Source organism: Klenkia terrae, from assembly GCF_037083865.1.
GTDB lineage: Bacteria > Actinomycetota > Actinomycetes > Mycobacteriales > Geodermatophilaceae > Klenkia > Klenkia terrae.
Genome location: NZ_JBAPLV010000047.1, coordinates 1 through 14,600, shown reverse-complemented (window position 1 = coordinate 14,600; position 14,600 = coordinate 1). Strand labels below are relative to the sequence as shown.

12 protein-coding genes are annotated in these 14,600 nt (G+C 76.6%); 8 read left to right on the top strand and 4 right to left on the bottom strand.

What is annotated here, in order from left to right:
* The 3 genes from UXQ13_RS22990 to eccCa all read right to left on the bottom strand — a co-directional run.
* A partial coding sequence (locus UXQ13_RS22990; protein ID WP_419146491.1) for a WXG100 family type VII secretion target occupies positions 1 to 1,043 on the bottom strand: 1,043 nt, incomplete at its 3' end.
* Between the two features lie 2 nt (positions 1,044 to 1,045).
* On the bottom strand, positions 1,046 to 1,966 hold the full coding sequence (locus UXQ13_RS22985; RefSeq protein ID WP_225233150.1) for a hypothetical protein: 921 nt from the start codon (positions 1,964 to 1,966) through the stop codon (positions 1,046 to 1,048).
* A 102-nt stretch (positions 1,967 to 2,068) separates the two neighbouring features.
* Positions 2,069 to 5,968 (bottom strand): type VII secretion protein EccCa, encoded by a 3,900-nt coding sequence (eccCa, locus tag UXQ13_RS22980; RefSeq protein WP_225233149.1) that lies wholly within the window; start codon positions 5,966 to 5,968, stop codon positions 2,069 to 2,071.
* A 174-nt stretch (positions 5,969 to 6,142) separates the two neighbouring features.
* On the opposite strand from eccCa, the gene UXQ13_RS22975 reads away from it, so the two are divergent.
* The 5 genes from UXQ13_RS22975 to UXQ13_RS22955 all read left to right on the top strand — a co-directional run bounded on the left by UXQ13_RS22975 (position 6,143) and on the right by UXQ13_RS22955 (position 10,243).
* Positions 6,143 to 6,619, top strand: coding sequence for a hypothetical protein (locus UXQ13_RS22975; protein ID WP_225233148.1), 477 nt, complete (start codon positions 6,143 to 6,145; stop codon positions 6,617 to 6,619).
* Positions 6,616 to 8,010, top strand: coding sequence for a type VII secretion integral membrane protein EccD (eccD, locus tag UXQ13_RS22970; protein WP_225233147.1), 1,395 nt, complete (start codon positions 6,616 to 6,618; stop codon positions 8,008 to 8,010). Before UXQ13_RS22975 ends, eccD begins: the two co-directional genes overlap by 4 nt.
* A gap of 7 nt (positions 8,011 to 8,017) precedes the next feature.
* Positions 8,018 to 9,442 (top strand): type VII secretion protein EccB, encoded by a 1,425-nt coding sequence (gene eccB, locus UXQ13_RS22965; protein ID WP_225233146.1) that lies wholly within the window; start codon positions 8,018 to 8,020, stop codon positions 9,440 to 9,442.
* Positions 9,443 to 9,588: 146 nt separating this feature from the next.
* The gene (locus UXQ13_RS22960) at positions 9,589 to 9,930 is read left to right on the top strand and encodes a WXG100 family type VII secretion target (RefSeq protein WP_225233145.1); all 342 of its coding nucleotides are present in this window, start codon (positions 9,589 to 9,591) and stop codon (positions 9,928 to 9,930) included.
* 16 nt (positions 9,931 to 9,946) lie between these two features.
* On the top strand, positions 9,947 to 10,243 hold the full coding sequence (locus UXQ13_RS22955; protein ID WP_225233144.1) for a WXG100 family type VII secretion target: 297 nt from the start codon (positions 9,947 to 9,949) through the stop codon (positions 10,241 to 10,243).
* 80 nt (positions 10,244 to 10,323) lie between these two features.
* On the opposite strand, the gene UXQ13_RS22950 is transcribed toward UXQ13_RS22955, so the two are convergent.
* Positions 10,324 to 11,637, bottom strand: coding sequence for a S8 family serine peptidase (locus UXQ13_RS22950; protein ID WP_225233143.1), 1,314 nt, complete (start codon positions 11,635 to 11,637; stop codon positions 10,324 to 10,326).
* A gap of 120 nt (positions 11,638 to 11,757) precedes the next feature.
* Here UXQ13_RS22950 and UXQ13_RS22945 point away from each other — a divergent pair, with 120 nt between their 5' ends.
* From UXQ13_RS22945 to UXQ13_RS22935, 3 genes are all read left to right on the top strand, one after another.
* Complete coding sequence (locus tag UXQ13_RS22945; protein ID WP_225236028.1) at positions 11,758 to 12,156, top strand: YbaB/EbfC family nucleoid-associated protein; 399 nt, start codon at positions 11,758 to 11,760, stop codon at positions 12,154 to 12,156.
* Between the two features lie 6 nt (positions 12,157 to 12,162).
* Positions 12,163 to 12,498, top strand: coding sequence for a hypothetical protein (locus UXQ13_RS22940; protein WP_225233142.1), 336 nt, complete (start codon positions 12,163 to 12,165; stop codon positions 12,496 to 12,498).
* A gap of 67 nt (positions 12,499 to 12,565) precedes the next feature.
* On the top strand, positions 12,566 to 14,600 hold a 2,035-nt coding region (locus UXQ13_RS22935), incomplete at its 3' end, for a WXG100-like domain-containing protein (RefSeq protein WP_472975162.1).

Here is a 14,600-nt window from a genome sequence, read left to right as displayed (position 1 = left end):
GGCCGGACCGCACCGGCCGCGCCGGCCGCGCCGGCCGCGCCGGCGGCCGCCGCACCGCCGGGCAGGACCGGCGGGGCCGCCGGGGTCGCACCGGACGCCGCGGTCGGCGGGGCGGCGGGTGCCGATCCCGGCGGGGTGGCCGGGGCGGGGGGTGCGGGGGCCACGGTGGGTGCCACGCCGGGCACCGTCCCCGGGGTGGGCGGTGCGGCCGGCCCGGTCGTGGGCGGGGCGGTCGGCGGCGGTGCCGTCGGGGGCGGGGTCGCCGTCGGGGGAGCGGTCGGGGCCGGTGCGGGCGCGGGAGCGGGTGCCGGGGCAGGCGCCGGTGCCGGCGCCGGTGCCGGCGCCGGAGCCGGCGCGGGGCCGCCGCCGGGCGGGGGCGGGGCCTCGAGCCCGTTCAGCGCGGCGAGCTGCTCGGGGCTGACGGTCGGGGCGTCCCGAGGCCCGCCGAACACCGGGCCGTGCGGGCCGAGCGTCACCGACGCGGTGGAGTAGGCGGTGGCCAGGGGCTCGATGACCTCGCGCCGGATCTGCTCGGCGTACTCGCGGGCCTTCTCGGTGACCCGGTTGGTCCCGGAGAGGAACTCGCCGACGTCCTTCAGGTCGATGCCGGAGTTGTCCTCGCGCTCGGCGTCGGCGACGGCGGTGCTGTAGGCCTCGAAGAGCTCCTGCATCCGGTTGACCTTCGCGGTGACGACCGCCGCGAGCTCGTCGAGCTCGCCCTGCGCGCCGCGGGCCAGGGACGCCCAGGTGTCCAGGCTGGCCGCGGAGTCGGTGATCCGGCCCTGGAAGACCCCGGCGGCGTCGGAGGTCCAGTCGGCGGCCAGCGTGGTGCCCTTGCTCCGCAGCAGGGCCGCCTGGCCCTCGAGCACCCCGGCCAGGGCGGACCAGCCGTCGGCCGCGGCGGTCAGCGACGTCGGGTCCTCGAGCATGACGTAGCGGTACATGGTGGTCACGTCGAGGGTGTTGAAGTTGTGGTCGTCGGAGGCGTCGGCCGCGTCGACCGGGTAGGAGACGCTGACCGGGCCGCCGGGATCGGTCGGCACGGTCAGCCGGTGGAGTACGGCGACGAGGGCGCCGACGTCTGCGACCAGTCGTTGTACGGCGTCGGCGGACGGTCGGTCTCCGTGTGGACCTCGCCGTCCTCGCCGACGGTCACCGTCGCGTCGTACCCGTCCTCGCGCTCCTGCTCGGCCCAGTCCAGCGCCTCCTGGTACTCACCGGCGGTGCTGGTGTTCTCCTCGCCGGCGCCGCTGGCCTCCTCGTAGCTGTCCGGCGCGACGTACTCCACGATCGGGTTGCCGTACTCGTCGTAGCCGGTGACCTGCTGGGTGGCGCTGGCCTGCCGGACCGCCTCCTGGTGGTCCTCGATCGTGTCGTTGGCCAGGTTCATCCGCTGGACGGGGGTCAGGCCCGCGGGGCCGGCGCCGCCGGCGGGCTGCTCGGCGGCGGCGGCCGCGGCGTCGGCCCGGGCCTGGTCGGCGGCCGGGCCGGTGAGCGTGACACCAGCCGGGGTCGTGTACGGCGAGCCGGGCGGCTCCTCGCCCATGCGGCGGTACAGCTGGGCGAGCCGGCGATGCTCCGCCTCCGCCGCGGCCTGCTGGGCGGCGAGCTCGCTGGACAGGGTGCTGGTGCCGGCCGGCGGGTACAGCGCGCCGTTGACGCTGTTCATCTGGGCCGCCTGGCTGGTGTCGCCGTGCTGGTAGTTCCAGGCCACGATCGTGGCGATGTTGGACAGCGCCTGGGCGTTGAGCGCGACGTCCTGCATGTAGAGGGTCAGCGACTGCGCCAGCTGCCGGTAGTGCGCCTGCGCGGCGCCCGAGCCGGGCACGCCGCTGAGCCCCACGGAGGCCCCGGCGATGGGTCCGATCTGCTTCCCGGCCTCGCCGACGGCCGACATGCCGTCGGTGCGCATCGACAGCGCGTACTCACGGACGGCGTCCAGGGTGACGTCGGTGCCCTCGGCCACGTGCCCTCCTCGCGTCAGCCGCGCCGGGTGGCGGCATCGGTCCGCCATGCTAACGGGACCGGGTGGTCCCGCCCACCCGACGGCGGTCGTCGGGCACCAGGATCAGGAGGTCGGCGGGGACCAGGCGAGCTGGACCAGCTGCGTCCCACCCCGGCGGGTGACCAGCCAGCCCCGTCCGGGTGGCTGCGGGCCGGGGCGCACCGAGCCGACCAGGGCGCCCTCCTCGCGGTTGCCCGACAGCACGATGCCGGGGCTGGCCAGCTCCCGGAGCCGCTGCAGCACCGGCTCGAACAGCGCGCGCCCGGCACCGCCGCTGCGCCGGGTGACGACCAGGTGCAGCCCGACGTCGCGGCCCTGGGCGATGAACTCCAGCAGCGGGGCCAGCGGGTTGGGGGTCCCGCTGGCCACCAGGTCGTAGTCGTCGACCAGGAGGTAGAGCTCGGGTCCGGTCCACCAACTGCGGTTGCGCAGCTGCTCGGTGGTGACGTCCGGGCCGGGCAGCCGGGTGCGCATGACCCCGGTGATCTCCTCGACCATCGTGGTCGCGGTCGGCCCGGAGGTGCCGTAGGCCAGCAGGTGATCGGGGCTGATCGCGCCGAGCAGGCTGCGCCGGTAGTCCAGCGCGACGATCCGGGCCTCCTGCGGCGTGCACTGCTCGCTGATCCGCCGGGCGAACGAGCGCAGGAAGGCGCTCTTGCCCGACTCCGCGTCGCCGAAGACGACCAGGTGCGGGTCGCCGGTGAGGTCCAGGTGCACCGTGGACAGGTCGTCCTCGGCGATGCCGACCGCGAACCCGCGGTTGGGGTCGGACAGCAGCTGCTCGTGCGCGACGTGGTCGGGCAGCAGCCGGACGCCGGGTGCGGCGGGCCCCGTCCACGCCTCGGCCACCCGGTCGACCAGGTCGGCCTGGCCGGCGGCGAGGTCGTCGGCGGACTGCTCGCCGTCGATGCGGGGGAGCGCGGTGAGGATGTGCGCCTTGCCGGCCTCCAGGCCGCGGCCGGGGGTGCCGGTGGGCACGTTGGTCGCCGTCCGGCGGTCGATCATCGAGTCCGAGGTGTCGCCGAGCCGCAGCTCGACCTTGGTGCCGAACAGGTCGCGGACGGCGGGCCGCAGGTCCAGCCAGCGCGACGCCGCGGCGACGACGTGCAGGCCGTAGGAGGGACCCCGGGTGGCCAGGTCGGTGACCAGGGGCTCCAGGTCCTCGAACTCGCCGCGGATGGTGGACCAGCCGTCGACGACCAGCACGACGTCGCCGAACGGGTCGTCGGCCACCCGCCCGGCGCGCAGCCCGCGCCGGTAGGCGGCGACGCTCTCGGTCCCCAGCTGGGCGAAGCGCGCCTCGCGGGCGGCCAGCAGGCCGCGCAGCTCGGCGATCGTGCGCCGGACGACGGCGACGTCGTTGCGGCCGGCGACCGCGCCGACGTGCGGCAGCCGGCGCAGCGCACCGAGCCCGCCGCCGCCGAAGTCGAAGCAGTAGAACTGCACCTCGCGCGGGGTGTGGGTCAGCGCCAGCGAGGTGATCAGCGAGCGCAGCAGGGTGCTCTTGCCGCTCTGCGGACCGCCGACGACGACGGCGTGCCCGCCGCTGCTGGTCAGGTCCAGCACCAGCGGGTCGCGGCGCTGCTCGGCGGGGCGGTCGACCACGCCGACGTGGGCGCGCAGCGTGCCGGTCAGGTCGGGGTTGTCGACGGTCAGGCCCCGGGCCGGGTCGGTGACCAGGGGCGGCAGCAGCTGGTCCAGCGTCGGGGGCTCCTGCAGGGGCGGCAGCCACACCTGGTGGGCGGGGGTGCCCTGCCCCTCCAGCCGGTCGACCAGGACGTCGAGCAGGCTCTCGCCCAGCGTGTCGACCTCGGTCGGGTCCGGGACGTCGGCGTCGTCGTCCTCGGTGGGGACCGGCAGCGCCGGCGCCACGTAGGAGGACTCGTAGGCCAGCACCGCGGGGCCGGCCGACGTGCCGACGTCGGGGGCGGCGGACGCCCGGCGGTAGGTGCCCGACACGTAGGCCGCCCGGAACCGCTCCAGCGGGTCGGTGCCGAACTTGACGTAGCCGAACCCGGGGGCGCGGGGCAGCTCGAAGGCGTCGGGGGCCGACAGCACGACCCGGCTCTCCATGGCCGAGTTGGTCCGCAGCGCGATCCGGTAGGACAGGTGGGTGTCCAGCCCGCGCAGCCGGCCCTCCTCCAGGCGCTGCGAGGCAAGAAGCAGGTGCACGCCCAGCGAGCGGCCCACCCGGCCGATCTGCACGAACATGTCGATGAAGTCGGGCTTGGCGCTCAGCAGCTCGCTGAACTCGTCGCAGACGATGAGCAGGCTGGGCAGCGGGGCCAGCGGCACCCCGGACAGCCGGGCCCGCTCGTAGTCCCGCAACGAGGCGTAGTTGCCGGCCGAGCGCAGCAGCTCCTGGCGGCGCACCAGCTCGCCGTTGATGGCGTCGGTCATGCGGTCGACCAGGGGCAGCTCGTCGGCCAGGTTGGTGATGACCGCCGAGGTGTGCGGCAGCCGGTCCAGCCGGGTGAAGGTGGCCCCGCCCTTGAAGTCGCTGAGCACGAAGTTCAGCGTCTCGGAGTCGTGCGTGCAGGCCAGGGCCAGCACCAGGGTGCGCAGCAGCTCGGACTTGCCGGACCCGGTGGCCCCGACCAGCAGGCCGTGCGGCCCGACGCCGTCCTGGGCGCTCTCCTTGAGGTCCAGCTCCAGCGGTGCGCCGTCGGCGCCGACACCGATCGGGACCCGCAGCTGGTCGCGGTTGGGGCGGGGGGCCCACCCGCTGGAGACGTCGAAGCTGAACGGGTCGGTGATGCCGAGCAGGTCGGCCAGGTCGGTGGTGGCGGTCATCGCCTTCTCGCCGGTGCCGCCGGCCGACAGCCGCAGCGGGGCGAGCTGCCGGGCCAGGGACTCGGCGGCGGCACCGGTGAGCGCGTCGGCCCGGCCGAGCTCGACCTCGCCGTCGGTGGTGCGGCTGCTGAGCCGGCCGTCGGCGGTGACCTCCAGGACCAGCGTGCCGCGGTCCAGCAGCCGGGGCGGTGCGGTGGTCAGGTCCAGCACGGTCACGCCCTCGACCCCGCCCTCGCTGGCCAGGTGGTCGGAGCCGGCGGTCTCCCCGCCGTCCAGGACGACGAGCACGTGCGGGCCGCCGACGGTGGTCACCGGTCCGCTGGGGTTGAACCGCGGCCGGACGGCGACCAGGTCGTCGAGCTGGGCCTCCAGCGCCGGCAGGGTCGGCGCCATGAGCCGCACCCGGCCCAGGGCGTCCGACCGCTCGGGGTGCTGGGCGTGCGGCAGCCACTTGGCGTACTCCCACGCCTCGCGCCGGTCGGTGCCGGCGCACACGGCGACCAGGACGTCGTCGGGGCTGTGGTGGGTGGTGAGCTGGGCGACCACCGCGCGGGCCAGGGCCTCCTGCTGCTCGACGGGGCCCAGGACGTGCACCCGGCCGAACCCGTTGAGGGCCATCGACACCGGCAGGTCGGGCACCGCGGACCAGGTCAGCACGAACCGGCGCAGCGCGGCCGCCGACAGCGGCTCCAGCTCGTCCAGCGGCCCGGTCTGCGGCGGCACCACCGGGGTGGCCAGCGCCTGCGGGCCCAGCCCGATCCGCACGACGCCGAAGTCGGCGTGGTCGGCCCGCCGCTCCCACAGTCGGTGGCTGGCCGCGGTGGTCCACAGCTGGTCGGGGTCGGGGTGCCGGTAGAGCATCGCCCGGCGCTGCTGCTCGGCCGCCCGCTGGGCCGAGCGCCGCTGCAGGGACAGGTGCCGGAGGTAGGACCGGCGCTTGCCGGCCATCTCCTTCTTGCCCCCGCCGCCGCCGTTCATGAAGCCCATGGCGACCATGCCCAGCGCGGAGACGCCGAACAGCCCGCCGGCCACGTAGCCCAGCGGCCCGCCGCGCCCGCTGGTGAACAGCAATGCCATGGCCCCGGCACCGGCCAGCATGGGCAGCACCATGAGCATCTGGGACCACTTGCGGCCGCCCTCGGTGGGCAGCTCGGGCGGGGGGTCGAGCACGATCTCCCCGGCCGGCAGCTCCGGGGCGTCCCGGCGCGGACGGCGTCGGACGACGACGGTGCTCAGCTCTCGGCCCTCCTCGCCCGGCTCCCCCGACGGCGGGAGGCCCGTCCGTATCGTATGGGCCGCCCGCCCGACGCCGTCCCCGCCGGCGACCCGAGCCCTGGAGTGCCGATGAGCCACCGCCCCGCCCGACTGCTGCTGGCCGCGGCCGCCTCCGCCCTGCTGCTCGCCGGGTGCGGCGGCGGGGTCGACGAGGAGGTCGGGGCCGCGTCGTCGTCGGCCGCCGGGCAGTCCGAGGGAGGCAGCAGCGAGGGGGGCAGCACCGAGGACGACGGTGCCGGTGCGCCCGCGGTCGAGTACGACACGGTCGCCGTCCCGGACGAGTTCGGCGGCGGCGAGATCCCGGTGCCGCCGGGGCTGACCCCGGGGGAGCCGGTCGTCACCGGCGGCGAGTGGGAGATCGAGATCGACGGGATCGACAAGGAGGAGGGCGTGGCGTTCTACGCCCAGGCCCTGCCGGCCGCGGGCTTCACGGTGGACGTGGAGAACGAGCTGCTGGTGACCGCCTCCGACGACACCCGCACCGTGACCGCGACGCTGTCCCCCGGTCCCGACGGCGTGTCCGTCACCGTCGCACCCGTCTCGTGACCCGGGCGGTCGGCTCCGGGCTCGCCCGGATCACCGTCGCGGCCCCCACCCGACGGGTGGACGTCGCGCTGCCCGACGGCGTGGCGGTCGCCGAGCTGCTGCCGATGCTGCTGCGGCACGCCGGCGGCGAGCTCGCCGACCTCGGCCAGGAGCAGGGCGGGTGGGTGCTGCGCCGTCCCGACGGCACCCCCGTCGAGCCCGACCGGTCGCTGGTCGCCCAGGAGGTCCGGGACGGCGACGTCCTGCACCTGGTGCCCAGCCGCGAGCAGTGGCCCGAGCTCGACTACGACGACGTCGTCGACGCCATCGCCCGCAGTGCCCGCGACCGCAGCCGCAGCTGGGGCAGCGCGGCCACCCGCCGCGCCGGGATCGCCGCCGGCACGGCCGGCCTGGTGGTCGCCGGCCTGGTCGTGGCCACGACCGGACCGGACGACTGGGGCCGGGCCGGCGCCGTCCTGCTCGGGCTGGGCGCGGTGGCCCTGGTGGTCGCCCTGCTGCTGGCCCGGGCGACGGGCGACGCGGGCGCAGCGGTGCCCTTCGGCGCCGTCGCGCAGCTGGCCGTGGCCGGCGGTGCGCTGGTGGTCGGGCTCGGGGCGCAGCCGCTGGGCGAGCTCGGCCCGTGGCAGTGGCTGTCCGCCGCGCTGGCGCTGGTCGCGGTCTCGCTGCTGGTCCTGGGCGCGGTCTCGGTGTCCGCCGAGGGGCCGGTCGCCGGCATCGCGCTCGGCGTCCTGGGCGCGGTCGCGGCCGCCGCGGCGCTCACCGGCGCCGTGGACGCGCTGGACGCGGCCGCGCTCGTGGTCTCGCTGACCGTCGTGCTGATCCCCGCCGTCCCGCTGCTGTCGGTCCGGCTGGGCAAGGTGCCGATGCCGGTGCTGCCGACCACCACCGAGGACCTGCTCGCCGACGGCCCCCAGGTCCCGCGCTCCCGGGTGGCCGCGCGGGTGCGGCGGGCCGACGAGATCCTGACCGGCCTGCTCACCGGGACCGCCGCGGCCGCGCTGGCCGCCGGTGCCGTCCTGGTGGCGTCGGGGCGGACGTCGGCGCTGGTGCTGGTCGCGCTGGTGACGGTGAGCGCGCTGCTGCGGGCCCGGCTGTTCCCGGCGTCCCGGCACCGCCTGCCGTTCCTGGCCACCGGGCTGGGCGGGGTCGTGCTGCTGGTGGTCGCCGCCCTCGCCCTGGAGCCGGGGCAGCGGCTGACCGTCCTGGTGCCGGTGCTCGTCGTCCTCGCCCTGCTGGCGCTGGTCGCCGGGCTGCGGCTGCAGGACCGCGCGCCGAGCCCGTACCTGGGCCGGCTCGCCGACGTCCTGGACGTGCTGGTGGCGCTGGCCGTCGTGCCCGTGGCCTGCCTGGTGGCGGGCCTGTACGGGTACGTCCGCGGGCTGTACGGCTGAGGGCGTCGTGGCCAGCCGGCGGGACCTGTTCCAGAGCTACCAGTTCCTCACCCAGCGGGTGGTCTCGGGCCTGGTGCTGCGCGAGAGCGACCCCCTGCAGTCCCCGGGCCGCCGGATGGGCGGGGCGGCGTTCGGCAGCGTGATGGTCGCCGTCCTGGTCCTGGCCGTGGTCGGCGTGATCGGGGTGATCAACCCCGGCGGCAACACGACCTGGCAGAGCGCCGGCGCGGTCGTCGTCGAGGAGGAGACGGGCACGCGGTTCGTCTACCTGCCCGACGACGACGGGACGATGCGGCTGCACCAGGTGGCCAACTTCGCCTCCGCGGCCCTGCTCACCGGCAGCACCGAGGTGGTGTCGGTGTCCTCCTCCTCGCTGGACGGCGTCCCGCGTGGCCCGCGGCTGGGCATCACCGGCGCCCCCGACGCGCTCCCCGCGGCCGACGACCTGCTGGGCGCGCCCTGGACGCTGTGCGCGGCGCCGGTCAGCTCGGCCAGCGGGGAGTCCACGCCCTCGACCGCGCTGCTGGTCGGCGGCGGCACCGGCGGCGGGCGCTCCCTCGGAGAGGACGTCCTGCTGGTCCGCGACCGGGGCACGGGCGAGCTGCAGCTGGTGTGGCGCGGCCGGCACCACCTGGTCGTCGACGAGGCGGCCGTGCTGCTGGCGCTCTCGCTGCGGGACGTCCCGCAGGTCGACGTCGGGTCGGCGTGGCTGTCCGGGTTGCCGGCCGGCCGCGCGCTGGAGCCCGAGCCGGTGGCCGGCCGCGGCGTCCCGTCGGCGGCGGTGCCCGGCGCGCTGGTCGGCCAGGTGGGCCGGGTCGGGGACGGCGAGAGCGCGCAGTGGTACCAGGTCGACCTGGACCGCGTCGTGGAGATCACCGAGGTGCAGGCCCGGATCCTGCTGGCCGACCCGCTCACCGCGCAGCAGGCCTACCCAGGCGGGGAGCCGACCGCGCTGACCCTGTCCGCCGTGGACGTGACCGGCGTCGACAGCGTCGAGCTGCCCGAGGCCGAGCCCGCGGACCCGCCCGCCCAGGTGCCGACGGCGGCGGACGTCGCGGGGTCCGAGGAGACCGTCTGCGCCGGGTTCGACGACGCCGGTGACCCCAGTGGCGTGCTGATCGGGGCGCGGGTCGACACGACCGGGGGCGTCGCCGGGCCGGGCGCCACGACCGGCGGCACCACGCTCGCCGACCTCGTCGTCGTCCCCCCGGGCCGCGGGGCGCTGGTGTCCGCGCGGGCGTCGGCGGAGGCGCCCACCGGGGCGCTGTTCCTGGTCACCGACGAGGGCCGGGCCTACCCTGTGCCCTCGCCCCTGGAGGCCGCGGCCCTGGGCTACGACGCCTCGACCGCGGTCCCGATGCCCGAGCAGCTGGTCGCCCGGATCGCGCCGGGACCGGCCCTGTCCGAGACCGCGGCGGCGGCGTCGGCCTGATCCCCCGACCGGGTGGCTGTCCACAGCCGTGACCACTTCGGTTCGGCAGCGCGGCGACCGGACCGGTAGGTTCCGTGGGCGTCGGCGCCCCCGGGCGACGACGGCACGTCGACCGCGGACGGACTCGCAGACGAGGAGCACACGGCATGGCAGGACAGCAGACAACCACCGATGCGGCGGTCATGGCGCAGTTCGCCGGCCGCGCCGAGGAGGTGTCCATGAGCCTCACCGCTGCGATCAGCAGCCTCATGAACAACCTCGGCACGCTGCAGTCGACCTGGCTCGGGCTCGGCGGCACCGCCTTCACCACCACCAGCCAGACGGTGGCGGAGGAGACCAAGAAGCTGAACCAGGCACTCCTGGGGATCAGCGCGGACATCAACACGGCCGCGGGGAACTACACCAGCGCCGACGAGCAGCAGCAGTCGCAGATGAACACCGTCAACAGCCAGACCAGCGGCATCACCGCCGGTCTGACCGGCGTCTGAGCGAGGAGGACCAGCGATGAGTGGTGGCCAGTACCGGGTCAACTGGGGTCAGCAGCAGGAGGCCGCGTCCATGGTGAGCGGCACCGTGGCGACGATGGACTCCCAGCTCAGCGACCTGAACACGCAGGTCAACAACCTGATCGGCACCTGGGACAGCGATGCCCAGGAGGCCTACCGGGCCCGTCAGGACCAGTGGAACGGCGCCTCGACCCGCATCAAGGAGGCCCTGCAGGCCTTCGTGACCGGGCTGAACTCCGCCGCGGACACCTCGTCGGGCACCGAGCAGACCAACGTCTCGGTGGTCAGCGCCTGACGCACGCAGCCTGACCCGCACGGGTCAGCACGATCGGGCCGCTCCGGGATCCCCCGGGGCGGCCCGTCGCGTCCCCGGGGTCAGCGCGGCGGCTCGAACAGCGCGGCCGACGGGATGTGCCCCGCAGGCTCCGGCTCGACCGCGGTGGGGGCCGCCCGGCCGGTGCGCCACCGGCGGCGGCGCGCCCGCGGCAGCAGCAGCGCGGTGAGCACGGCCAGGACGGCGACCGCCCCGGCGGCCAGCGCCCAGAGCGCCGAGCGGTCGGCGGCGTCCTCGGCGGCCCGGGCGGCCGCGACGGCGGCCTCGTCCACCGGGGGCGCCTGGTAGCCGGGGTCCTGCCGGGGCGGTGCGGCCGCGAGGTCCTCGGTCACCGCGCGCCCGGGGGAGAGGAGCCCCGCGCCGTACCCGGCCGGTGACGGCGGCGGCACCGCGGTGGCCGCCAGCCGGGCCTGCACCGCGGCCGGCCGGTCGGCACCGGACGGCACCAGACCGGGCTCGGCCACCACGAGCGCGGCGGCGGCGGCCACGAAGGCCGCGGCGAACGCCGTCCCGTCGTACACCTGCTGGGCCGCGGTGCCGGTGGAGACCACCTCCGCGCCGGGTGCGGCGAGGTCGACGTAGTCACCGATCTGCGAGGTGTCGGCGCGCAGCCCGTCGCTGCCGACGGCGGCCACGCCCAGCACGCCGGGGTAGGCCGCCGGGTAGGGCGTGGCGAGGGCGGCGGTGGGCCCCTCGCCGTCCCGGTCGGCCTCGTGGCCGTCGCCGACGCCGGCCACCACGACCACGCCGGCGTCCAGGGTCCGCTGCACCGCGTCGGCCAGCTGCGGGTCGTCGCGGAACACGACCGGCCCCACGAGCACGACCTGCGCACCGCCGGCCACGGCGGCGTCCAGACCGGCGGCCATGACCCCCGGGTCCACCGGGGTGGTGCCCGGCTCGCCGACCGCGGCCTGCGCCACCTGGACCGGCAGGACCGTGGCGTCGGGTGCCAGCCCGCGCAGGCCGACGCCGGCCTGCTGGCCGGCGACCACCACCCCGGCCAGGCCGCTGCCGTGCGGCACGCAGTCCACGTCGGCGGTGCCGCCGGACACCAGGTCGACGCCGCCGGCCACCCGGCCCGCGAGCTGGGGGTTCGACGTCTGCACCCCGGTGTCCAGGACCGCGACGGTCACGCCCGCGCCGGTGGAGAACGGCCACACCTGGGCGGCCGGGTCCCACGCCTGCTGCGACCACGGGACGGCGGCCTGCACGGTGTCGGCCACCGGTGGCTGGTCGCAGACCTGCGCGGCGGCCGCCGGACCGGCCGCGGCGACGGCGACCACGACCGAGGCGGCCGCCACGGCGAGCGACGCGCCGGTCGCGACGGCGGCGCGGGACGCCCCGGGTACGGCCACCGTGGTCCTCCGATCGGGCGCAGTCCCCCGACGCGGGATCGCGCGGGCGGGTGTCGGGCGCCAGTATCGTGCGGAGGTCGGTGCCGATCGCCGACCGGGAGGGGAGGTCCGGCCGTGAGCATGCCCGTGGGACCCGACCTGGACGCCTTCCGCGAGTACTCCGCGGGCCTGCAGGTCAAGCTGCACCATCTGATGGACCAGGGCCCGGAGCTGGCCCGGCAGGCGCGGGCGGTCCAGGTGACCGAGACGTCGCCGGACGGCCTGGTGTCGGTGACCGTCGGCGCCCGCGGCGACCTGGTCCGGCTCGACCTGGACCCGCGCATCTACCGCCGTCCCGACTCCCGGACCCTGGCCGACACCATCACCGAGACGGTGCACCGGGCGACTGCTGCGGCCCAGGAGCAGGTGGTGCAGACCTTCGCCGGTGTCGCCGACGCCGACCAGCTGCGCGCCACCATCAGCGGGGACGACGACGCGCTGACCGAGATCGTGACCGACCAGATGCACGGCAGGAGATGAGCTGACATGGCCTACGACGAGGTGTTCATCGACCCCCCGGTGGCGGCGAGCGGGCTGCTGGCCTGGGAGTCCTCCGCGCAGCTGCTGACCACGGCCGTGCAGGCCCGGATCTCGGCGATCGAGACGGGGCAGGCCGCCAAGCCGTGGGGGTCCGACAGCGGCGGCCCCGAGTTCGAGGCGGCGTACCTGGAGGGCGCGCAGCCCTCGCTCGACGCCGTCTCCGGCACCACCGACCAGATCACCCGGCTGGGCCAGCAGGCCCACCAGGCCGTCGACGCCTCGCTGGCCTCGGACGCCGAGCAGGCCGCCGCCGTGACCGTGCCGGTCGAGAGCGGGCTCTAGCCCCTAGGGACGCCCCAGCGCCGGCTCCGGCGCCCCCGGCAGGCACGGATCGCGGAGGGAGGTGACGGTGGAGCACCCGGACGACGTCACCAGCCCGTTCGCCTGGTTGGGCGGGTCCGACGGCTGGTGGAACGACCTGCTGTCGATGATCTTCGCGGGCTCGAAGTGGCCCGAGGGCAGCGAGTCGGCGGTCTGGGAGCTCACCGAGGAGTGGGACGGCCTGGCCGAGGCGCTGTCCACCGGCGCCGAGGAGCTGATGAACGCGGCCACCCTGCTGATGCAGGGCTGGGACGCGCCGGCCACCGAGAGCTTCCAGGACCTCGCCCAGCAGCTGCTGTCCTCGCCGGAGTTCGGCCTGGTCGGGCACATCCAGAACGCCACGGCGATGGGGATGCAGACCAGGTCCTTCGGCACCGAGCTGCAGTACGCCAAGATCTCGATCAACGTCGCCGTGGCCGTCGCGGTCGCCGCCGCCTTCATCGCCCTGCTCATGGCCTGGGCCGGCGGGGTCTCGCTGGCCACGCTCGGGCCGATCGCGCAGACCGCGCGCACCGTCGTCAGCCAGGCCATCTCCAAGCTGGTGTCCTCCGCAGGCCGGGCCGCGGCCACCCGGGCCATCACCGCGGCCGCCGCGCGCGGGGCCGCGAACGCCGTCGCCCGGACGACGGCCCGGGACGTCGCCCGGCACCTGGCCCACGAGGTCGTGGAGGAGGTGCTCGAGGAGGTCGCGATCGACGCGATCAGCCAGGGCATCCAGTTCGCCCAGGGCACCCGCACCGACTGGAACGTGCTCTCCACGGTCGCCGCCGGGATCGGCGGCGGGGCCGGCGGGTTGATCGGGGCCGGCGCGATCGCGCCGATCATCGGCCGGACCGGGCTCAGCCGCATCGGCCGCGGGGTCGACGGCGCGAACCTCCCCGGGGCCGGCAATCGGCTGGCGCGGACCGGCACCGGGCTGGCCTCGACCGCCGCGACGAACACGGTGGCCTCGCCCGGCGGCAGCATCGTGGCCAGCCTCGCCACCGGCCAGGGCTTCCCGTCGCTGAGCGGCGACGACTTCCTGGGCGCCGCGCTGGGTGCCACCGGCCGGTACGGCACGGTCAGCCCGTTCAACCCCGCGGTGATCAACGCCGCCGCCCACCCGGCCACGACGCTGACCAACCTGCACCTCAACGCGCTGGCCGGGGCGGCCGCGCAGAACGGCGCGCTGGGCACCGGCTCGCCGGTCGGGGCCCCGGGCCAGGCCGGCGCCGGTGCCACCGCGGGCGGGACCGCCTCGGCGGGCTCGTCCGGCACCGGCGGCTCGAACGCGGGGTCCGGTGCGACGGCCGGGTCTGGTGCATCGGGGACCGGGGGGTCCGGCAGCGGGGGGACGGCGGGGTCCTCCGGGTCGTCCTCGCAGGCTGGGTCCGCGCAGGCTGAGTCCTCGCAGGCTGGGTCCGCGCAGGCTGGGGCATCCCAGGGCGGGTCGTCGCAGGCCGGGGCTTCCCAGGGCGGGTCGCCCGAGGCCGGGCAGTCCCAGGCCGGGTCGGACAGGGCACCCGGCCAGGCCGCCCCGACCACCGCTCCGGCTCAGGCGGCACCGGACGTGGCCCCGGCTGCACCGGGCGAGGTGGCGGCCGCTGCGCCGACCGACCCCGGCGGCGCCCCGGTCGCGGCGTCCCCGGCCCCTGCGGACCCCGGTGGCACCGGGCAGGTCGCGGCGGCGCCCGGACCCGCCGACGCGTCGGTCGACCCGACCGGCGGCACGGGCAGCACGTCGACGGCGGCGACCGAGGCCGCAGCACCCGCGGCCGCCGCGCAGACCGACGGCGGGAGCCCCGCGGCCCCGACCAGCGGCGTCGCAGCCCCGGGCACCGATGTCGCAGCCCCGGGCACCGATGTCTCGGCTCCGGGCACCGACGTGTCCGCCCCGGGTACCGATGTGTCTGCTCCGAGCACCGACACCCCCGGCGCGCAGACATCCGTCGGGACCGACGGGCAGCAGCAGACCGCTGCTCCTGCTGGACCGCCGTCGACGCAGAACCCGTCCGGCACGGGCACCTCGGGCACGGGCACCTCGGGCACGGGCACCTCGGGCACGGGCACCTCGGGCACGGGCA

Coding starts and splice junctions, on each gene's coding strand:
- UXQ13_RS22945 (WP_225236028.1), top strand. CDS start 11,758: ATGCCCGTGGGACCCGACCTGGACGCCTTCCGCGAGTACTCCGCGGGC.
- UXQ13_RS22955 (WP_225233144.1), top strand. CDS start 9,947: ATGAGTGGTGGCCAGTACCGGGTCAACTGGGGTCAGCAGCAGGAGGCC.
- UXQ13_RS22975 (WP_225233148.1), top strand. CDS start 6,143: ATGAGCCACCGCCCCGCCCGACTGCTGCTGGCCGCGGCCGCCTCCGCC.
- UXQ13_RS22960 (WP_225233145.1), top strand. CDS start 9,589: ATGGCAGGACAGCAGACAACCACCGATGCGGCGGTCATGGCGCAGTTC.
- UXQ13_RS22940 (WP_225233142.1), top strand. CDS start 12,163: ATGGCCTACGACGAGGTGTTCATCGACCCCCCGGTGGCGGCGAGCGGG.